19 protein-coding genes are annotated in these 20,386 nt (G+C 72.3%); 13 read left to right on the forward strand and 6 right to left on the reverse strand.

Going from position 1 to position 20,386, the window contains the following annotated elements:
* The first annotated feature begins 8 nt into the window (after positions 1–8).
* From VFX14_12165 to VFX14_12175, 3 genes are read left to right on the forward strand one after another with little or no spacing between them, the layout of a single operon-like run.
* Positions 9–833: an ABC transporter permease gene (locus VFX14_12165; GenBank protein ID HEU5190435.1), complete on the forward strand. Its 825-nt coding sequence runs from the start codon at positions 9–11 to the stop codon at positions 831–833.
* Positions 834–835: 2 nt separating this feature from the next.
* On the forward strand, positions 836–2,233 hold the full coding sequence (locus VFX14_12170) for an MBOAT family O-acyltransferase (protein HEU5190436.1): 1,398 nt from the start codon (positions 836–838) through the stop codon (positions 2,231–2,233).
* A 5-nt stretch (positions 2,234–2,238) separates the two neighbouring features.
* A complete protein-coding gene (locus VFX14_12175; protein ID HEU5190437.1) occupies positions 2,239–3,342 on the forward strand; it encodes a hypothetical protein in 1,104 nt (367 codons plus the stop codon).
* 6 nt (positions 3,343–3,348) lie between these two features.
* On the opposite strand, the gene VFX14_12180 is transcribed toward VFX14_12175, so the two are convergent.
* Positions 3,349–4,293, reverse strand: a complete 945-nt coding sequence (locus VFX14_12180) for a class I SAM-dependent methyltransferase (GenBank protein HEU5190438.1) — start codon at positions 4,291–4,293, stop codon at positions 3,349–3,351.
* Between the two features lie 95 nt (positions 4,294–4,388).
* Here VFX14_12180 and neuC point away from each other — a divergent pair, with 95 nt between their 5' ends.
* Positions 4,389–5,543: a UDP-N-acetylglucosamine 2-epimerase gene (neuC, locus tag VFX14_12185; protein HEU5190439.1), complete on the forward strand. Its 1,155-nt coding sequence runs from the start codon at positions 4,389–4,391 to the stop codon at positions 5,541–5,543.
* Complete coding sequence (locus tag VFX14_12190) at positions 5,540–6,808, forward strand: hypothetical protein (GenBank protein ID HEU5190440.1); 1,269 nt, start codon at positions 5,540–5,542, stop codon at positions 6,806–6,808. Before neuC ends, VFX14_12190 begins: the two co-directional genes overlap by 4 nt.
* On the opposite strand, the gene VFX14_12195 is transcribed toward VFX14_12190, so the two are convergent.
* Genes VFX14_12195 through VFX14_12215 form a run of 5 tightly spaced genes read right to left on the reverse strand, consistent with a single transcriptional unit; the run spans position 6,768 to position 11,767 of the window.
* Entirely contained in the window at positions 6,768–7,472 is a 705-nt protein-coding gene (locus VFX14_12195; protein HEU5190441.1) for an acylneuraminate cytidylyltransferase family protein, read from the reverse strand. The two genes, VFX14_12190 and VFX14_12195, sit on opposite strands and share 41 nt — an antisense overlap.
* A 50-nt stretch (positions 7,473–7,522) precedes the next feature.
* Positions 7,523–8,515: a Gfo/Idh/MocA family oxidoreductase gene (locus VFX14_12200; protein ID HEU5190442.1), complete on the reverse strand. Its 993-nt coding sequence runs from the start codon at positions 8,513–8,515 to the stop codon at positions 7,523–7,525.
* Positions 8,512–9,555 carry an N-acetylneuraminate synthase gene (gene neuB, locus VFX14_12205; protein ID HEU5190443.1) on the reverse strand — a complete coding sequence of 348 codons (1,044 nt, stop codon included), beginning with the start codon at positions 9,553–9,555 and terminating at the stop codon, positions 8,512–8,514. The genes VFX14_12200 and neuB overlap by 4 nt, the downstream gene beginning before the upstream one ends.
* 39 nt (positions 9,556–9,594) lie before the next feature.
* On the reverse strand, positions 9,595–10,227 hold the full coding sequence (locus VFX14_12210; protein HEU5190444.1) for a NeuD/PglB/VioB family sugar acetyltransferase: 633 nt from the start codon (positions 10,225–10,227) through the stop codon (positions 9,595–9,597).
* Between the two features lie 28 nt (positions 10,228–10,255).
* Complete coding sequence (locus tag VFX14_12215; protein ID HEU5190445.1) at positions 10,256–11,767, reverse strand: lipopolysaccharide biosynthesis protein; 1,512 nt, start codon at positions 11,765–11,767, stop codon at positions 10,256–10,258.
* A 95-nt stretch (positions 11,768–11,862) separates the two neighbouring features.
* Between VFX14_12215 and VFX14_12220 the strand changes: the two genes are divergently transcribed.
* From VFX14_12220 to VFX14_12255, 8 genes are read left to right on the forward strand one after another with little or no spacing between them, the layout of a single operon-like run.
* Positions 11,863–12,915, forward strand: coding sequence for a nucleotidyltransferase family protein (locus VFX14_12220; GenBank protein HEU5190446.1), 1,053 nt, complete (start codon positions 11,863–11,865; stop codon positions 12,913–12,915).
* Positions 12,908–14,200: a nucleotide sugar dehydrogenase gene (locus VFX14_12225; GenBank protein HEU5190447.1), complete on the forward strand. Its 1,293-nt coding sequence runs from the start codon at positions 12,908–12,910 to the stop codon at positions 14,198–14,200. The genes VFX14_12220 and VFX14_12225 overlap by 8 nt, the downstream gene beginning before the upstream one ends.
* The gene (locus VFX14_12230; protein HEU5190448.1) at positions 14,193–15,191 is read left to right on the forward strand and encodes an NAD-dependent epimerase/dehydratase family protein; all 999 of its coding nucleotides are present in this window, start codon (positions 14,193–14,195) and stop codon (positions 15,189–15,191) included. Before VFX14_12225 ends, VFX14_12230 begins: the two co-directional genes overlap by 8 nt.
* Positions 15,188–16,351: a LegC family aminotransferase gene (locus tag VFX14_12235; GenBank protein HEU5190449.1), complete on the forward strand. Its 1,164-nt coding sequence runs from the start codon at positions 15,188–15,190 to the stop codon at positions 16,349–16,351. The genes VFX14_12230 and VFX14_12235 overlap by 4 nt, the downstream gene beginning before the upstream one ends.
* Positions 16,348–17,127 (forward strand): class I SAM-dependent methyltransferase, encoded by a 780-nt coding sequence (locus VFX14_12240; GenBank protein HEU5190450.1) that lies wholly within the window; start codon positions 16,348–16,350, stop codon positions 17,125–17,127. Before VFX14_12235 ends, VFX14_12240 begins: the two co-directional genes overlap by 4 nt.
* Complete coding sequence (locus VFX14_12245) at positions 17,124–18,440, forward strand: glycosyltransferase family 4 protein (protein HEU5190451.1); 1,317 nt, start codon at positions 17,124–17,126, stop codon at positions 18,438–18,440. Before VFX14_12240 ends, VFX14_12245 begins: the two co-directional genes overlap by 4 nt.
* Positions 18,437–19,105, forward strand: a complete 669-nt coding sequence (locus tag VFX14_12250; protein ID HEU5190452.1) for a methyltransferase domain-containing protein — start codon at positions 18,437–18,439, stop codon at positions 19,103–19,105. Before VFX14_12245 ends, VFX14_12250 begins: the two co-directional genes overlap by 4 nt.
* Positions 19,102–20,256, forward strand: a complete 1,155-nt coding sequence (locus VFX14_12255) for a glycosyltransferase family 4 protein (GenBank protein ID HEU5190453.1) — start codon at positions 19,102–19,104, stop codon at positions 20,254–20,256. Before VFX14_12250 ends, VFX14_12255 begins: the two co-directional genes overlap by 4 nt.
* The last annotated feature ends 130 nt before the right edge of the window (positions 20,257–20,386 follow it).

Below are 20,386 nucleotides of genomic sequence, written 5' to 3' on the forward strand. Positions count from 1 at the left end.
TTCGGAGGGTGCTGATTGGACGCGCCTTCCGGCATGTCACCTTCACCGTCGGCCTCGGCGTGACGTGCGTGCTGCTGGCCACCGCCGCGCTGAGCCTGGTCTACACGCCGAAGGACCCGCTGGAGATGTCCATCACGGGGCGGCTGCAAGGGCCGACCGGGTCCCACCCCTTCGGCACTGATCAGTTCGGGCGCGATCTCCTGTCACGGGTGATGACGGGCGCCGTCACCTCGATCCTAGTGGGCGTGATCGCGGTGGGCATCGGCATGGGGCTGGGCGTCCTCCTCGGGGTGATCTCCGGCTACTTCGGCGGCTGGCTCGACGAAGGCTTCATGCGCCTGATGGACGCCGTGCAGGGCTTCCCGGCCATCCTCTCCGCGCTCCTGATCTCCGCGGTGTTCCGGCCCAGCGTGGGGATCAGCATGGTCGCGATCGGCGTGGCCTTCCTGCCCGTGTTCGCGCGCCTAACGCGCGCGTCGTTCCTCGAGCTGCGCGACCGCGACTTCGTGGCGGCGGCCCGCGCCCTGGGCGCCGGGGACGCCAGCATCATCCGCCGCCACATCATGCCCAACACGGTGTCGCCGCTCATCGTCCAAGCCACCATCAGCTTCCCGGTGGCCATCCTCGCCGAGGCGGCGCTGGCCTATCTCGGGCTCGGCACCCAGCCGCCGCATCCCTCGTGGGGCCTCATGCTGCGGGAGTCGCAGGCCTTTCTCGCCACGAATCCCTGGTTCGCGATCTTCCCCGGCGGGGCCATCGCGCTGACCGTGCTGGGCTTGAACCTGCTCGGCGACGGCCTCCGTGACCTCCTGGACCCGAAGCAGGTAGGCTGAGCGTGCTGTTCAGCTCGCTCGAGTTCCTGGTCCTCTTCCTGCCGCTGACCCTCGCGGTGGCGCTCCTCCTGCGCGGGCAGCCGCTGCTGCGGTGGATCGCGCTGACCAGCGTGGTGTTCTACGCCTTCGCCGGCCACTGGTGGTTCATCGTGCCCATGCTCGTCACCACCGTGGTGGACTTCTGGGTGGCCATCGCGATCGCGCGTGAGCTTCGCCCTCGCGTCCGCGGCTGGCTCCTTGCCGTGTCCCTCGCCGGCAACCTCGGCATGCTCGCCTACTTCAAGTATTCCGGCCTCCTCGCGCGCACGGCGGAGTCCGCCCTCGTTGCGCTCGGCCTCGAGGAGTCCGCGCGCGCCTCGCGCTGGTTCGAGGTGGTGCTGCCCGCCGGGATCAGCTTCTACACGTTCCAGACGCTGTCCTACATCATCGACGTGTGGCGGGGTCAGGCCCCCGCGGAGCGAAACGTCGTGCGCTTCGCCGGTTTCGTGAGCTTCTTTCCGCACCTGGTGGCGGGGCCCCTCACGCGCCATCATCAGCTCATCCCCCAGCTCGCGCGCATCGCCGCCACCGGCATCGATTCGCGCTGGCGGGAAGGGGTGCTCCTCTTCGCGGTGGGCCTCTGTAAGAAAGTGCTGATCGCGGACCGCCTGGGGAATCTGGTCGACCCGCTCCTCGCCCCGCCGCTGGCGCTGGACGCCCCGCGTGCGTGGCTGGCCCTCCTCGGCTACGCGTTCCAGATCTACTTCGACTTCAGCGGCTACACGGACATGGCCATCGGGCTCGGGCGTCTCTTCGGGATCGAGCTCCCCCAGAACTTCAACAGCCCGTACAAGGCGACGTCGCCCAGCGACTTCTGGCGACGCTGGCACATGACGCTGTCGGCGTGGCTGCGCGACTACCTCTACATCACGCTGGGCGGCAACCGCTGCTCGCCCGCCCGGCGACGCTTCAACGTGATGGCGACGATGGTGCTGGGCGGCCTCTGGCACGGCGCCAACTGGACCTTCGCGGCGTGGGGCACCTGGCACGGCGTGCTCCTCGCGCTCCACCACGGGCTGCCCGCGTGGGAGCGGATGAGCGCCTTCTGGCAGCGCAACGTGACCTTCCTGCTCGTCACGGTGGGCTGGGTGTTCTTCCGCGCGGAGTCCTTCGGCCACGCCGTGCAGTGGTTCGCGAGCCTGGCCGGCGCGCACGGTCTCGCCACGCCGTGGACGCCGGAGACGGCGGCGCTGACCGGCCTCGTCGTCCTGTGCCTGTTGATGGCCCGCCTCGCGCCGAACAGCTCGGAGCTGCCGCTGGGGCGTCTGGGCGCCGCGCGCCAGGTCGGTCTCGCCGGCGCCACCGCGACGGCGCTGCTCCTCATGAACTACGGCTCGAAGTTCCTCTACTTCCAGTTCTGACGACCATGCGGCCCTTTGCGATCACGGTGGCCCTGCTCCTCGGCCTCGCGGTCGCCGTGAACGGGCTCGCCGCCTGGGACCGCGGCCGACACGAGGCCCGACTGCGCGCGGCGTCGGCGGGTTTCCACGCAGGGCAGGTCGTGACGGGCTATCGCAACATGGACGAGCGCCGCTTCCAGCGCGCGCGCCTCGAGGCCATCCCGGCGCCGCGCATCGTGGCGTTCGGGTCGAGCCGGGTGATGGAGATCTCCACGATGCTGGCCGGCGTCCCGCCGGGGGCCTTCTACAACGCGGGAATGTCGGCGGCCACCGTGGAAGACTTCATCGCCCTGTGGTCGATCCTGGAGCGCCAGGGGAAGCGCCCCGACGTCGCGTGGTTCTCCGTGGACGCCTGGGCCCTCAACGAGGCGAAGGAGGAGGTGCGCTGGGTCGCCTGGGCCGATGAGGTCTCCGGGTTCCTCGCGCGCACCGGCGCGGGCGCCGCGGTGGATGGGCCGGTGCCGGAGGCCCTGTTCCTCTGGTATCGCGCCAAGGAGCTCCTGTCGTGGACCGTGCTCAGGACGTCGGTTGCCGACGTGCGCCGTCTCGCCGAGGGTCGGCGCCGCCACGGCACCGAGGTCCAGCAGGCCCTGGAAGGCTCGATCGTCGCGGAGTCCGCTCTCGGCGGCCGCCGCGGCCTGCGCGCCGACGGGAGCATCGTGTACGAGGCGGAGTATCGTCATCTCCCCGAGGAGCGGACGCGCGAGGAGGCGATCCGCTACGTCGCCGCCGGCCGCACCGGTCTCGAGGGTTTTCGACCCAACGCCGAGCGCGCGGCGCGCCTGGAGCTTCTGTGGGCGCGGATGCGGGCCACGGGCGTGCGCGTGATCGCCTGGCTGCCGCCCTATCATCCCGAGGCCTGGCGGCTGATCCAGGCCGACCCGGCGCGCGCCGCCGCCCTCCCCGAGGCCCGGATCCTGCTCGAGCGCGCGGCGGCCCGAACGGGGGCGCGGTTCACCGACCTCTCGGATCCCGCCTCGATCGGCTGCGGGGAGCCGGACTTCTACGATGCGATCCACGCGCGCGCAGCCTGCCTCCGGCGGCTCCTCGCGCGCGCGACTGGGGCCTGAGGGCGCCTAGCGCTTGCGGACCACCGAGGTGGGCACGTGCTCGTCGCTCACCGTCACGCGGCCCAGGACGACGTCGAAGCGGTCGAGGAGGAAACGCAGCGCCTCCGATCGGTCACGAAGCGAAGTGGCCGTATCGAGCCCGGTCCCCTCGGAGCGTATGTAGTCGAAGACGAGGTGCCCGCCCGGCTTCAGCGCGCGATGGAGATGCGCGAGCACCGGGATGGGGCGGGGCAGGTGCTCGAAGACCTCGAGACAAAAGATCGTGTCGTAGACCCCGGGCAGGGGCGCGTCGTCGTCCGGCGCGATACCGACCATGGTGACGAAGCGGTCGGCCCGGAACTTCCAGCGCGCGTAGTGGAAGAGGAGATGCGGGATGTCTGCGCCGACCAGCTGCAGATCCAGGTGGCGATAGCGGCGGGCGAGCGCGGTGAGGACGGGCCCGGCCCCGCAGCCGTACTCGGCGACGCGTCCGCCCCGCGGCACGTAGCGGATGTAGGGATGCACGCGCAGGGGCGACAGCGCGAGCCGGAAGGTGTGCGCGAATAGATAGTAGATCGTGCGCGGGTCACGCCACGCCTCGAGGTGCTTGTCGTCCGACGCGAGCGCGGGGTTCTCGAGGCTCTCGAAGTGGATGGTCTGCAGGCGCTGCCGGTACACGCCGGCCAGGAAGTAGAAGTCGTGGGGGTGGATGGGGCGATTGCCGAGCTCCTCCACCCAGTAGCGCTGGAACTCGAAGAACCAGCCGAGGGTCAGGTTGGCGTACACCAGCCGCCGGTGGAGACCGGTTCGCACGAGCGCGCCGAGGCCGTAGAGTTGGGCGAGGCTGGCCAGGCGTCCGAAGGCGCCGAGACCGTCGCCGCTGCGCGCGGTGGGATCGGGAGCACGGGAGGTGGCGTCCTGCGCGGCGAGCAGCGCCGCGACATCGAGCCGCACGTCGTCGTACTGATTCACGCCGTCGGCTCGCGCGGCATCATCGCCGCGGAGCGTAGCACGGTCGCGTCCCCGCACGGAAGGACGCGGAAGACCGCGTGCTAGAATTCGCAGCGATGTCCAGGGCGATCGGAGTCGTCACCGTCGCGCGATCAGACTGGGGGCATCTGGTACCCGTGCTCGAGGCGCTGCGCGCGGCGCCCGACGTCGCGCTGCGCCTGCTCGTGGGCGGCGCGCATCTCTCGCCGCGCTTCGGTCGCACCGTCGAGGCCATCGAGGCGTCGGGCTGGCCCGTCGCCGCGCGCGTGGAGATGCTCGGGGAGGGCGACGCGCCGCAGGACATGGCCGCGGCGGCCGCGCGCGCGGCCGACGGCCTCGCCACGGTCTTCGCGCGCGAGCGGCTCGATCTCCTCGTGGTGCTCGGCGATCGCATCGAGATGCTGGGGGCGGCGGTGGGCGCGCTCCCGTTCGCGCTCCCCGTCGCCCACATCCACGGCGGCGAGATCACCGAGGGGGCCATCGACGAGCAGGCGCGCCACGCCATCACCAAGCTCGCCCATCTCCATTTCGCCGCCGCCGAGCCGTACGCGCGCCGCATCCTTCAGATGGGGGAGGAGCCGTGGCGGGTGCACTGCGTGGGCGCGCCCGGCCTGGATCGTCTCGCCTCCCTCGCCACGCTCTCGCGCGGAGAGCTCGCCGCGCGGCTGGGTCTGGCTCTCCGGCGGCCCACGCTGCTCGTGACCTTTCATCCCGCCACCCTCGAGCACGCGGACACCGCGCGCCAGGTCGACGAGCTCGCGGCGGCGCTCGCCGCGGTGGAGGGCGACGCGATCATCAGCCATCCGGGCGCCGACACCGCCCACCATGCGATCGTGGCGCGGTGGACGGCGCTGGCGAAGGCGCGGCCCGCCACCCGGCTCGTGCCCTCGCTGGGCGAGGGCGTGTACGCTTCGCTGCTGCGCGAGGCCGACGTCATGGTGGGCAACTCCTCCAGCGGCATCATCGAGGCGGCGTCGTTCGCCCTGCCCGTGGTCAACGTCGGCTCGCGCCAGCGCGGGCGTCTGCGGGGGGCCAACGTCATCGACGTGGGCTACGGCCGCGACGAGATCGCTGCGGGCCTCGCGCGCGCCCTCGATCCCGCGTTCCGGAAGGGCCTCGCCGGCCTGCCGAATCCGTACGGCGACGGTGCCGCCGCGCCCCGAATCGCGCGTATTCTCAGAGACGTCGAGCTCGGACCGCGCCTGGTCCGCAAGCGGTTCGTGGATTCGTGACGCTCGCCGTCCTCGCCGCGCGCAAGGGGTACCTCAAGGTCCTCGGCTCCTTCATCCAGGCGGCCTGCGATCGCGGTCACCCCGTCGTGCTCCTCCACGATCCCGAGGAGAAGAAGCCGGGCGAGGCGGTGACGCCGGCGGACCTCGCGCTCTGGCCCGCCGCGACGCCGCGAGCCCACCGGCGCGGCGAGCCTCTCTTGCCCGTCCTGAGGGAGGCGGGCGCGACGGCGCTGGTGGGGCCGTCGCTCCACGCCGTGCTGCGGGCGATGGGGAACGAGGCAGAGGCGCCCGCCCTGCGCGACGCGGGGATCCGGCTCTACTCCGTGGACTACGTCTTCGACATGGTCTCGAGCGATCCGGAAGGCTACCGCGTCGTCGACGTCACCTGCTACATGAGCGAGCATCAGCGCCAGGTGCACTGGCAGATCCAGGCGGAGCGGTTTGCCGCGCTCGCCAGCGAGGCGGAGCGGCGGGCGAGGAGCGCGGTGGTGGGCTCCACCATGCTCGATCAGCTCGCGCGCGTCGATCGGGCCGCGGTGCGGCGGAAGTATGGTCTTCGCGACGGGCCCGTGGTGCTGTTCATGTCGCTCAAGATGGCGGTGCCGGAGCCGTTTCGCCGGCTGGCGTGGGCGGGCGGCTGGCGGGGCTTCCGGGCCGCCAAGGCGCTCGCCACCGGACACGGGGCCCTGGTGCCGGCGATCCTTCGCGGCAACGGCTACCTGGATCTGGCGCGCGCGCTCCGGAGCTTCGCCCGCCGGGCGGGCGCCAGCCTGGTGGTGAAGTCACGGGCGAAGAACGCGGACCCCGCGTTCCTGCGCCGCCGCGCGGACCTGTTCGTGGAGCGCGACGAGGACATGTTCCCGTACAGCTCCATCGAGCTGATGGCGGTCGCCGACCTCTGCGTGCACTTCCAGAGCGGCGCCGTGCTGGAGGCGGTGCACGCGGGCGTGCCGTCGCTGTCCATCCGCGTGCCCCAGACGCATCTCGAGGGCTACGCGAGCTTCCAGGAGGTGTTCGGCGCGCGGCCGGGCTCGCTCCAGAACTTCGCGGGCATCGTCTGGTCGGCGGACGCGGACGAAGCCACCCACCTCCTGAGCCAGGGGAGCCTCGCCGATTTCCGCATCGACCCCGCGGCGCGCCGCCGTTACGTGGAGAAGTTCCTCGGCTTCGACGACAACCGCAGCAGCGAGCGGGTGCTCGATCTCGTCGAGGCCGCGGGCCGGCTCAGCCCGGCCGCTGCGCCAGCCGCATCTCCGCCAGCCTGAAGTCCAGGGCGGTATCGATGTTGACCGACTCCTCCCGCGCCATCACGTACGGGGCGGTGGCGCGCGGGTAGAACGTCCGCTGCTCCCGCAGCGCGGCCACGCGCACCGCGTAGATCGAGCCGTTTGGCCGGAAGGCGGTGGGCAGGTCCTGGCGTCGGTCGACCCGCCCGCCTTCGGGAAAGAGCCACGCCAGGCGCCCGTTCTCGACGGTGAGCATCCAGTACGGCGGATAGTCCACCTCCGTCACCGCGACGACCGCCTCGAGGCCTGCGTCGGCGAGCAAGGCCGCGACGGCCGCGTCGATATGATGGGCACGGCGCAACGGCGCCGTCGCGGGCAGGAGCACGAGCACGTCCGCCTGCCAGCGCTCGTGCTCGGCGAGCCAGTCCAGCGCATGCAACGCCACCTCCAGCGAGGACGCCGTGTCGGTGGCGAAGGCGGCGGGGCGCACGAACGGCGTCTCGCCGCCCGCCTCCCGCGCCCGGGCCAGGATCTCGGCGTCGTCGCTGGAGACGATGGCGCGCGTGAGCGCCCGGGCCGCTTGGGCCGCGTCAACCGTCCAGGCGATGAGCGGCCGGCCGCCCAGCGGCAGCACGTTCTTGCGCGGAAGGCCCTTGGAGCCTCCGCGGGCGGCGACGAGCCCGAGCACGCGCGGCGAGGTCATCGGGACGCGCTGACGCGCGGCTGGTGCGCCTCGGCGGTGTCCGCCGTCACCTAGTCGACGGCGACCCAGCGCCCGGTCTCGCTGGAACGGGCGCAGGCGTCGATCACCCGCTGGACACGGTAGCCGTCGCGGAGATCCGACATTGGCTTCGTCTTCTTCGCCACGCAGTCGAAGAAGTGATTGATCTCGTCGATGTACATCTGCTCGTAGCTGGGCTCGAATTCCCAATCCTGCCACTTGCGATTCTCGTGGCTGTAGAGCTCGACTTTGTGCTGCCGCATGGACACCCGCAGCGTGCTGGTGGTACCGATGATCTCGGCCTCGGTGCGCAAGGAGCGGTCGACCATGTCGAGGTGGATGGAGCCCACGGTGCGCGGGCCGAAGCGCGCGATGACCTCGCATACGTCGTCGCTCGTGACCTCGAGGTCACTGAGCGTCCCCACCACCGAGAACACGCCCTGGATGGGTCCGATCAACCACTGCATCCAGTCGAAAGCGTGGCACTCGTCGAGGAGCACGCCGCCGCCCATCTCCTTCTTCGCCATGTAGAAGGTGCGGTAGTCCTCCCACGGGTGCCAGTCGGGGAGGTAGGCGCCGGTGAAGCTCCGCGCGGTGACGATGCGGCCCACCCGGCCCTCGGTGAGGAGCTCCTTAGCCTTCATCAATGGCCTGAAGAAGCGCATGCAGAAGCCGGTCATGCCGACCAGGCCGCGCGACTCCACCACCTCGAGGAGCTCGGGAATGCCCTCCACGCTCGCCGCCACCGGCTTCTCCATGAAGAGGTGCATGCCCCGCCTGGCCATCTCCAGCGCAGGGGGCAGGTGATACGCGGTGGGCAAGCAGACGAAGCCCGTCTCGTAGCGCTCGGCGGCGAGCGCCTCGTCGAGGGTGGCGAAGATGCGGGCGGCGGGATGCTTGGTCGCGATCTCCGCGCGCCGATCCTCGCGGGGCTCCACGATCGCGGCGGTGCGGCCGGTGGAGAGGAGGTTCCGGAGATGCCGCTTGCCGATGGAGCCGCCGCCGACGACGAGTGCCTGGATCACGAGTTCCCTTCTTCGCTCGCGCTCTGGGGCGCGAGCATGTCTTCGGTGAGGGGAGTGTCGGCGGCCACCGCGCGCGCGATGCGCCGGCCGACCACGCGCGGAAGCGCCGAGGGAGGCAGGCCGGTGCCGGGGCGGAGGATCACGAGATCCTCGCGCCGGAGCACCGTGCCCGCGGGAAGGTCGCGACCGGCCACGAGGCTCTTCCGCGCCACGAGCCGGATGGGCAACTCGCTCGTCACCGGCCGCTTCAAGCCGTCGCCCAGCGCGCGCTCGACCTCGCGCACCGACCGCACGAGCGCGGAGAGCTCGTCGGGCAGGAGCGAGGCCTGATGGTCGGGTCCGGGCAGGTTCCGGTCCACCGTGAAGTGCTTCTCGATGCACGTGGCGCCGCGCGCCACCGCCGCGACCGCCACGGCGAGGCCGGGTGAATGGTCGGACAGCCCCACCGGGACACCGAAGCGCTGGGCGAGCGTGTCCATCGCGCGCAGATTCGTCAGCGCAGGATCGGCGGGATAGTTGCTGACGCAGTGAAGGATGACGAGGTCGGTGAACCCGCTCGCGCGCAGGGTCGCCACCGCGGCCTCGACCTCGTCGAGGTCCGCCATCCCCGTCGACAGGATGACGGGGAGCCCCAGCCCGCCCACCACCTCGAGCATCGGGAGATTGGTCACGTCCCCCGAGGAGATCTTCAGACGCTTGACGCCGAGGCGCTTCAAGTAGTGCGCGCTCTCGACGTCGAAGGGCGTGGACATGAACTCGATGCCGCGGCTCGCGCAGTGGCCCCACAGCGCCTCGTGCGCGGCGGGGGAGAGCTCGAGCGCGGACAGCATCGCGTGCTGGCTCGCCGCGGTCCCGAGCGCGCGCTGCTGGTACTCGGCGGTGGGCGCGGCGCGGGTCACGAGCCCGTCCGCGGTGAAGGTCTGGAACTTCACGGCATCGGCGCCGGCCGCCGCCGCGACGTCGACGAGCGCGCGTGCGAGGCCGAGATCGCCGTTGTGGTTGACGCCTGCTTCCGCGATGACGAAGGTCCGGCCGATCATCGCGTCAATCCTGCCCATTTTAAAGGGATATTACAAGGCTTAGCGCGGCCGGGCGGGCACGCCGGCCATCTTCGCCCCCGGGGCCACGGACTCGATCACGACGGCGCCCGCCGCGATGACCGCGCCGGCGCCGATCTCAACCCCGGGAAGGACCACCGCGCCAGCCCCGAGGAAGGCTCCCTCGGCCACCAGCACTCCGCCCGACAGCACGACGCCGGGTCCGAGATAGGCGTGATCGGCCAGCCTGCTGTCGTGCTCGACGATGGAGCCGCTGTACACGACGACATTGCGCCCTACCGCGACGCGTGCGGCCAGGACGGCGCCGCCAAACACCACCGAGCCCGCCCCGACGGCCGCCGACCGGGCGATCACGGCGCGGGGATGCGCGAGGGACGGGGCGGGGAGGCCATGGGCGAGCGTGAGGTCGAAGAGCCGGCGGCGCGCCACCATGGCCGTGTTGCCCACGCCCACGAGGGCTCCGTCGCAGCGTCCCTCGCGAAACGCGGCGAGGCCCGCCGCATCATCGCCCCAGACGGGCAAGCCGAGCCTCAGCCCGCCCTTGAGAGCGGGGTCGGCGTCGGTGAAGGCCACCGCCGCGTGGGCGCCGTCCTCCGCGGCGAGGTCGGCCACCGCCTGGCCGTGCACGCCCGCGCCCAGGATCAGGAGTCGCATCGGCCCCGCATCGTATAGCGCCGCGGGCTCACGTGCCGCGCAATCCCGCGCGAAGAAAATCCTGGAAGGCGCGCGGTGACAGGAGCGACAGCGCGTAGCGGAGATTGTCGCCGGTGTGAGGATGCATCCAGCCGAGGCCGAGGAAATACACGGCGAAGGCGACGAGGGCGGCAGGCAGCGCGGGCCACGGCTCCGGCACGTGCGCCGGCCCGAGGAGGGCCGCCACCGCGTGGAACACGGCGAGGCTCACCGCGAAAGCCCCGAGATAGGCGGGAATCCTCGTGAAGAAGCCCACGCCCGCGAGCTCGCGCGTCCAGCGCATGTAGACCCAGCAGGGGAAGGCGACGAGGATCAGGCGCGCGAGGGCGGCGCCCGTGGCTCCGGGCAGGAGCCAGGGCACGAGGAGGGCGAGCACACCGAGATACACGGCCAGCCGCAGCAGGTTGACGGGGATGAAGCGATGCGTCTCCTCGAGCGCGTTGACGATCAGGGTATATGGATTGACGACCGCCTGCAGCACGGACGTCACCACGAGCAGGCGGAGCGGCCAGACCGCGGGCAGGAACGCCTCCCCGTAGAGCGCCAGGATCACGAGCTCGGCGCCCGCCCAGAGGGCCAGCCCGAGGGGGACGACGAGGAACAAGAGCTTGTCGAGCCCGCTCTCGAAGAGCCCGCGCGCCTCGCGGTCCGCCCGCTCGGAGCGCCGCGCGTAAAGCTGGGAGAGTCGCGTGAAGAGCAGCGTGGCCGGCGCCTGCATCACCGAGGACAGGGCCTCCCACAGCGCGCGCGCCACGTGATAGTAGCCGGCGGCGGTGAGCCCGGCCCAGCGACCCACGACCACCCGGTCCACCGAGTCCTGGAAGAGGGCGATCGGCGTGGTCACGAGGAACGGGCGCGCGAAGCGCCAGTAGCCACGAAAGCTCTCGGCGGTGGGCGCGCGGAGACCGATGCCGTGGCGCACCGCGAGCACGACGGCGGCGCCGGCGAGGCTCACGAGCCCTTCCAGCAGGAACGTGGCCGCGACCCACGTGATGTGGGGCGCCCAGGCCAGCACCAGCACCGTGGTCACGAGGCGCGCGACGCGCGCGACGAGCAGGATCACGGCATACGGCACCACCCACTCCCGCGCGAGGAAGACCTTGAGGTAGATGTCGGCGAACCCCATCGCGAGCTGGGCGCCGAGCATGCACGCGAAGACTTGAACGAGCTGCCCCCACGGGGCGAAGCCGGTGACGGCCCAGGCCACGCCGAGGGCCGCCAGCAGCAAGAGGTCGAGGGCGAGCTGGACGGTGACCATGGTGCCCAGGCACCGCCCGGGATCCTGCCCCTCGGCGAGGCGCTTGAGGTGGGCCTGGGCGAAGCCGGGCAGGAGGGCCGCCATGAGGAGCCCCACCAGGCCCATGCTGAAGCCGATCGACCCCACCGCCGCCGGGCCGAGCGTCCGGGCGATGAGGATCGAGATCAGCATGCCGAGCGCGCTCCCGAACCAGGTGCTCCCCAGCAGCAGCAGGGACTTGCGGCCCAGATCCTGGCGCGCCATGCGTTCCCATTCTATCGCGCCGGCACCCCGGAATCGGGCCGGGAATTTGCCTAAGTCCCCGAAGTTCCATATGATTAGGCCTCGGTGATGCCGACGTGGCCGTGAACCCATCCCTGGTCGTCTCCCCGGGCGCCTCGATCCGCGAGACCCTCGAGGCGATCACCAAGAACAGTCGCCAAGCCGTGGTGGTGGTGGAAGCCGACGGGCGCCTGGCCGGGCTCGTCACGGACGGCGATCTCCGGCGCGCCATCCTCCGCGGCGTTGCCCTCAACGCCCCGATCCCGCAGGCCATGAACCCGCGCCCCACCGTGGCGGCGGCCACGATCGACCGTGGCGAGGCTCTCTCCCTGATGCGCGCGCGCGGGATGCGCCACCTGCCGCTGGTAGACGGTGCGGGGCGCGTGGTGGATGTCCTGCGGCTCGAGGATCTCCTCGACACGGGACGCGTGCCCAACCACGCGGTGCTCATGGCGGGCGGCGACGGCAAGCGCCTGCGGCCCCTTACCGACGCGATCCCGAAGCCGCTGCTCCGCGTGGGGGGCAAGCCCATCCTCGAGGTGCTGATGGAGCGCCTGCGGGCGGCGGGTGTGCGGACCTTCCATATCACCGTGCGCCACAAGTCCGAGATGATCGAGGAGCACTTCGGCGACGGGAGCCGGCACGACGTCGCCATTCGCTATATCAGAGAGGACGAGCCGCTCGGCACCGCGGGCGCGCTCACCCAGCTGAGCGAGACCCCGCGCGATCCCTTCTTCCTCGTCAACGGCGACATCCTGACGAAGTGCGACTTCCGCGGCATGCTGGCGTTCCATCGGCGGGCCGGCGCGGACGTGACAGTGGGCACGGTGCGCCAACAGATCGACCTCCAGTACGGGGTGGTGGAGGTCGAAGGCGACCGGCTCACCGCGCTGTCGGAGAAGCCGCGGCTCGATCTGCGCATCAACGGCGGGATCTACGTCATCGAGCCCTCGGTGCTCGCGCGAATCCCGCGCGGGCGTGTCTTCGACGCCACCGACCTGGTCCGGCTTCTGCTCGAGGACCGGAGGCATGTCGCCGCCTTTCCCATCCGCGACTACTGGCTCGACGTGGGGCGCCTCGACGATTTCCACAAGGCCGATCGCGACGTGGCCGAGGGACTCCTTGACTAGCGTCGGCGTGATCGGGCTCGGCTACGTGGGGCTCACGCTGGCGGTGTCGCTCGCGCGCAAGGGCCTCACCGTGCACGGCGTGGATACCTCCCCCCGGGTGCTCGAGGCCCTCGCGGCGCGGCGCTCGCACCTCTTCGAGCCCGGCGTGGAGGAGACGCTGCACGACGTGATGCGCGACCGGCTCCATGTCGGCCCCGCCCTTCCCGCGCGCGGCGTGGAGGCGGTGGTGATCTGCGTTTCGACTCCCGTGGCGGAGGACTCCCACGCGCCGGAGCTGGAGAACCTCCGCCGCGCCGCGCGCCACGTGGCCGAGCGCTGCGCGCCCGACACGCTTGTGGTGGTGCGCTCCACCGTGCCGGTGGGCGGCACCCGCGCGGTGGTGCTGCCGGAGCTGGCCGCGCGCTGGCCGGCCCCGCGTCTCGCGTTCGCGCCCGAGCGCACCATCCAGGGCCAGGCGCTGCGCGAGCTCACCGAGCTGCCCCAGGTCATCGGCGGCATCGACGCGGACAGCCGCGAGGCGGCGGCGGGTCTCTTCAAGCGGCTGACCGGCCACATCGTGCCGGTGGGCTCGCTGGAGGCCGCGGAGATGGTCAAGCTCGCCAACAACTGCCACACCGACCTCATCTACTCCTACGGCAACGAGATCGCGCTGCTCGCCGAGCGGTGGGGGGTCGATCCCCTCGAGGTCATCCGCGCCGCCAATCTCGACTACCCGCGGCCCGATCTCGCCAAGCCCGGCTTCGTGGGCGGCGCGTGCCTGACCAAGGATCCCTACATCCTGTTGAGCGCGGCCAGCGCCAAGGGGCATGAGCCGTGGCTCGTGGGCCGTGCGCGGGCGCTCAACGAGCACCTCCCGCTGCGGGTCGCGGAGCGCCTGATCGAGCTGATCCGCGCGGCGCGCGGCAGCGCGGAGGGGGCGCGGCTGACCGTGCTCGGCTGGGCCTACAAGGGTTGGCCGCCCACCGACGACATGCGGGGCTCGCCGGTGGTGCCGATGCTGCCCCTGTTCCGCGCCGCCGGGCTCGCCCTCAAGGGGCACGATTACCTCGTCGCGCCCGACGTGATCCGCGGGCTGGGCGCGGAGCCGGTGACGCCGGAGGCGGGCTTCGCCGGCGCCGACGCGGTGCTCGTGACCATGAATCATCCGGAATACGCCAAGCTCGACCTGCCGGGGCTGCTCGCGGGGCTGCGCCGGCCCGCCGTGCTCTTCGACGCCTGGCGCATCCTCGACGAGGAGGCGGTGCGGGCGGCGGGCGTGCGCTACGCGGGGATCGGCTATGGCTAGGATCCTGGTGCTGGGCGGCGCGGGCTTCATCGGCTATCACCTCGCGAGCCGGCTCGTGGTTGAGGGCCACACGCTCACCCTGGTGGACGACCTCTCCCGCGGGCAGGCGGACGCGGCCCTCCAGGCGCTTCTCGATCGGCCTGGCGTGACGTTCCACCGGGCGGATCTCACTCGCCCCGGGGGCCTCGATGCGCTCGACCGAGGCTCTCCGGGTGACTGGGAGCAGGTCTACATGCTGGCCGCCGTCGTCGGGGTCAGGAACGTCGAGCGAGACCCGTCGCGGGTGATCCGCGTGAACACGCTCGCGCTGCTGAACGTCCTCGCCTGGCTGCCGGGGCGCGGGGAGACCCTGTTCTTCTCGTCCACGAGCGAGGCCTATGCGGGTGGCGTGTCGAGCGGCGCCCTGCCGGTGCCGACGCCCGAGGACGTGCCGCTGTCGGTGCCCGATCCCGGCGCGCCGCGCTGGGCGTACGCGGCGAGCAAGATCCTGGGCGAGGCGGCGGTGCTCCACGAGGCGCGCGCGCGGAACCTTCGCGTGGTCGTGGGCCGCTTCCACAACGTGTACGGGCCCCGCATGGGGGCGGACCATGTGATTCCCGAGCTCTCGCTCCGCGCGATCCGCCGCGAGAACCCGTTCCGCCTCTACGGCGCCGAGCAGCGCCGGGCCTTCTGCCACGTGAGCGACGCGGTCGAGGCCATGGTGCGGCTGATGGCCGCCGAGGCCGCGTGGGGCCGCGTGGTCAACATCGGCAACGACGCGGAAGAAACCCGCATCGGCGACCTCGCGCGACTGGTCCTCGACACCGCCGGCTTCGCGCCCGCGGTCGAGCCCATGCCCGCACCGCCCGGGTCGGTGGACCGGCGCTGCCCCGATCTCACGCGCCTCCGCGCGCTCACCGGCTTTCAGCCCAAGGTGGGGCTCGCCGCGGGCGTGCGCGACACCTTCGACTGGTACCGGCGCGCGGCGGCCGCCGAGGGGCGAGGCCGATGAGCGAGGGGCGGCGGGTGATCCCGAACGCGGTGCCGCATCTCGCCGGCAACGAGTGGAAGTATCTCAAGGAATGCTTGGACACCAACTGGGTGTCCTCGGCCGGGCCCTTCATCGCGCGCTTCGAGCGCGCGGTGGCGGACTGGGTGGGCGTGCCCCACGCGGCGGCCACCGTGAACGGCAGCGCGGCGCTCCACGTCGCACTGCTTGTCGCGGGCGTGAAGCCAGGTGACGAGGTACTGGTCCCGACGTTCACGTTCATCGCCACCGCGAACGCGATCGCCTACTGCGGCGCGCATCCGGTGTTCCTCGACGTGGAGCCGGTGGCGTGGGGGCTGGACCCCGCCAAGCTCGCCGATTTCTTGGCGCGCGAATGCCGGCAGGAAAATGGGCGCACCGTCAACCGGCGCAGCGGCCGCACCATCCGCGCCGTGCTGCCCGTGGACCTCTACGGCCATCCGTGCGATCTCGACCCGGTGCTCGCGGTGGCGCGGAAGCACGGGCTCGCGGTGGTCGAGGACGCGGCGGAGTCTCTGGGGGCGGTGTACCGCGGGCGGCCGGTCGGCGGCGATGCGCCGCTCGCGTGCCTCTCGTTCAACGGCAACAAGGTGATCACGAGCGGCGCGGGCGGCATGGTGCTCACGCGGGACGAGGGTCTCGCGGCGCGGGTGCGCGGCCTCACCACGCAGGCGCGCGGCGACGCGCTCGAGTTCGTCCACGGTGAGGTGGGGTTCAACTACCGCCTGTCAAATCTCCACGCGGCGCTGGGACTCGCCCAGATCGAGCAGCTCCCCGGCTTTCTCGAGGCCAAGCGCGAGACCGCCGCCGCCTACGCCGCCATGCTCGCGGGGGTGGACGGCGTGACGATGGCGGGCGAGGCGCCGTGGGCCCGCTCCGCCTGGTGGATGCCCTCGCTGCTGCTCGACGAGCGGCGGTGCCCCGACGTGCGCGCGCTCCTGCGCGATCTCAACGCGGAGGGCATCCAGGCGCGGCCGCTCTGGCGCCCGCTCCATATGCAGCCGGCGTTCGCGGCGGCCCAGTGCCACGCGATCGAGGTGGCGCCGCGCCTCTACGCCAGGGGATTGTCCTTGCCGTGCTCGGTCGGCATCACCCCGGAGGAGCGGCGCGCGGTGGTGGAGGCCCTGCTGCGGCGTCTGTCGTGAGCCTGGACGCGACGCTGCGCGCGCGCGTTCGCGACTACTACACGCGGTACTACCGGGACACCCTCGGCGTCCGCGACTGGCCGGGACTCGTGGACCTGCGCGAGGACGAGGAGGCGCAGGAGCACGACCAGCTCGAGCAGCTCCGAGGCGCGCTCGCCGCGTCCACGCTGCCCGAGCCCGTGCTCAACGTGGGCTGCGGTACCGGGGGCTTCAACGTGGTCGCGGCGAGGGCGGGCGCCCGGATGGTGGGGGTGGACGCCGACGCCGAGGCCATCGCGATCTGCGCGCTCAAGCGCCGGAAGCACGGCGGCGGTCCGTTCGTGCGCGCGGCCGCGGAGGCGCTGCCGTTCCGCGACGGCGCGTTCGGACTGGTCTACTGCTTCTCGTCGATCGAGCATGTCCAGTCGGTCGAGGCCACGGTGCGCGAGATGGTGCGGGTCACGCGGCCGGGCGGCGTCATCTACGTGCACACGCCGAATGCGTGGTCCTGGTACGAGGGGCACTACAAGATCCACTGGATCCCGTTCCTGCCGCAGGCGGCGGGCCGCGCGTACCTGCGCTTCCACCGGCGGCCCACCGCCTATCTGGGAACGCTCCGCCGCCTGACTCCGAGCCAGCTCGCGCGCGAGTTCCGGCGCCACGGTGTGAGGGACCTGCGCTTCCTCGATAACGAGGCGCCGCGGGAGTCGGTGGGGCGCTTCTGGCCCCTGCTCCGGCACTACTATCGCCTGACCGGGGTCGCGCCCTTCGTGGAGCTGGTGGCCCGGAAGCCGTGAGCGCGATCCTCTTCGCCAGCGAATACTATCCGCCGTTCGCGCCCGGCGGGGCCGAGTGGAGCACCGCCGCCTGGGCAGCCGCGCTCGCCCGGCGCGGCCAGCCGGTGTTGGTGGTGACGCCCAATTACGGCGCGGCTGCGCGCGAGTCGCGCGATGGCGTCACCGTGATCCGCGTGCCGTTCCCGCTCCGCCTGCGCCCGGGGCAGGGGGAAGTCGCCTGGCTCGTGCACCGCAACGCCCTTTTCTATCGCTACTTCGGCTGGTGGATCCGCCGGATCGCCGCGGCAAAGCGGGCCCGCATCATCCACGCGCACGGCAAGGCAGCGCTGGTGGCGGGCCTGCGGGCGGGCGAGCGCGCGAGCGTGCCCGTCGTCACCACCATCCGCGACGCCGGGCTTCTCTGTCCGCTGGGCTTCTGCACGATGTTCGAAACCACGTGGAAGACGTTCGACTGCACCACCGCGCAGTACGAGACCCGGTGCGTGCCCTATTTCCTCGAGCACTATCACGCCGCGGCGGGGCCTCTGCGCCGGGCCCGCCTGCAGACGTCGTTGCGCCTCGGCTGGCGCGATCAGCAGGCGCGCTTCCAGGCGCTCGCGCGGGCCGATGCCATCGTGGCGGTGAGCCGCGGCGTCCTCGACATCTACCCCGAGCGGCTGGTCGGCGGCGGCCGTAGCGCCGTGGTCCATACGCTGCCGCCGGCGATCGACCCGCCGGCGCCCGAGGCGGCGGCCGCCCTCCGGGCGCGTCTCGGCATCGGGCCCGGCCCGCTGGTGCTCTACGCCGGCAAGCTCTCGCCGGGGAAGGGCACTCCCGTCCTTGCCGCCGCGCTGCCCGAGATTCGCCGCGCCGTGCCCGGCGTGCGCTTCGCCTTCGCGGGCAAGGGCGAGACGACGCCGCCCGTCGCGCCGGACGTGCACGTGCTCGGCTCGCTGCCGCAGCGCGACCTCTTCGCCCTCTACACGGCGGCCGACCTCGTCGTGGTGCCCTCGGTGTGGCCCGAGCCCCTCTCCCGCGTGCTCCTGGAGGCGATGCAGCTCGGGCGGCCCGTGGTCGCGACGCGTGTGGGCGGGACCCCGGAGGCGGTGGACGACGGCGTCACCGGCCTGCTCGTCGAGCGCGGGGACGCCGCCGGCCTCGCCCGCGCCATCGCCGAGCTCTGCCTGGATGGGGAGCGCCGGCTCAAGATGGGCGCGGCGGCGCGCGAGCGCACCCGCGAGGCGTTCCGCGAGGACCGCATCGTCGACGGCCTGCTCGAGGTCTATCGCGCCGCGGCCGCGCGGCACGCCGCCAAGCTCCGGTCGGCACCGTGAGCGCCGATCTCTCCTCCTATCTCGGCATGTCGTACCGTCGGAAGCGCATCGATGCCGATCTCGCGCGCGTGGCCGGCCACTTCGCCGGCCGAGTGCTGGACGTGGGCGGGCTCCGGCGGCGCGGCGACTTCCGCCCGCCCGCGGCCGCGCGCTGGGTGGTGGCGGACGTGGACCTCCGCCCCCTCCCGGGCGCGGGTCCCCGGGTGGGGGCTGACATCCAGGCGCTGCCGTTCCGCGCCGGCTCGTTCGACGCGGTCAAGGCGACGGAGGTGCTCGAGCACGTGCCGGACGTGGCGCGCGCCCTGGCGGAGTGTCGCCGGGTGCTTCGGCCGGGCGGCACGCTCGTGATCACGGCGCCCTTCCTCGAGCGCCTGCATGGTGACCCCGACGACTACGCGCGCTACACGCGCAGCATGTGGGAGCGGCTGCTCGCCGAGGCGGGGCTGCGTCCCACGACCATCGCCGCGCAAGGCGGCTTCTTCACGCATCTGGCCGGCCTGCTTCGGTTCCTCGTGCTGCGCGCCCCCCGGCCGCTGCGCTGGGCAGGCTATGCGACGTTCCCGCTGCTGGACGGTATGGCGGGGCTCGACCGGCTCGCGCGCGTGCGAGAGTCCGAGCTGGCCGCCTTCGTGGGCGGCTACCTGATCGTGGCCACGCACCCATGACCCTCACGATCTGCTCGCCCCACTGCGGGGTCGCGCCGGAGACGACGTCGGGCGGCGAGACGTACGAGCGCGAGCTGCTGGCCCGGCTCGGCCAGGACGGCGTGCGCGTGGAGCTGATCCTCGCGCGGGGCAAGCCGCATCCCGAGGGTGTGCCCAACTGGGACGTGCACCGTTTCCCGATCGGACGCGGGCTGCGCTGGTACGTGGCGCCGTTCGTGGTGCCCGACGCCATCGGCCTCGTGTGGCGGGCGCAACCCTTCGACCTCCTGCGGGTGCACGCCCTGCGCTACATGGGCCCTGCCGCCCTCTGGGCGCGGCGCCTCTACGGGATCGACGCGCCGGTGGTGTCGCACCATCACCACCTCGATCCGAGCCCGCTGAACAGCGTGATCGAGCGGCGCGTGATCGAGCGCTCGGACCGCGTGGTGGTGGGGAGCGAGTTCGCCCGCCGCCAGCTCCAGGAGGAACTGGGCGCGCGCGTCGAGCACGTGGACGTGGTGCCCTACGGCGTGGACGCGCGCTTCGCGCCGCGACCCGCGCGCGCGGACCTCCGCGCGCGCTACGGGCTCGGCGACCAGCCGGTGGTGCTCTTCTTCGGCGGCCTCAAGCCGCGGAAGAACCTCCATCTGCTCCTCGACGTGTGGGCGCGCGTGGCCGGGGAGGCGCCGGCGGCGCGGCTCCTCGTCGCCGGCGGGGGGCCGATGCTCGACGAGCTCCGTGGGCGGGCGGCGCGGCTGGGTCTGGCCGACCGCGTCGTGTTCACCGGCTACGTGCCGGAGGCGGAGAAGACCGACGTGTTCAATCTCGCCGACGTCTTCTTCTTCCCCTCCGCGATGGAGGGGTTCGGCCTCACCGTGGCCGAGGCGATGGCCTCGGGGTTGCCGGTGGTCGCGTCCGACCGCGGCTCCATCCCGGAGCTGGTGGTGGAGGGCGAGACGGGCTTCGTCACCGACCCCGCGCGCGAGGGCGACTTCGCGGCGCGGCTCCTGACGCTCCTGCGCGACGCCCCGCTGCGATGGCGCCTGGGCGATGCCGGCCGCGCGCGGGCGGACCGCCTCTACCGCTGGGAGCGCTGCGTGGAGGGGACGCGGCGAGTCTACGAGGCCACGGTGGAGGCCTGGCGCCGCCGCCGGGTGGAGGCGCGACGGTGAACGGAATCTCGGTGGTCGCAGGGAAACGGGGCTAATGCGTCTCGGGCTCCTTCCGGCCCTCGGCGGCGGCATCCGCGAGCTGGCGCAGAGCGGCCAGGTCGCCCGACTGATCGACGGCTATTTCCGCAGG

The sequence above is a fragment of the Candidatus Methylomirabilota bacterium genome (assembly GCA_035764725.1).
Lineage (GTDB): Bacteria > Methylomirabilota > Methylomirabilia > Rokubacteriales > CSP1-6 > DASRWT01.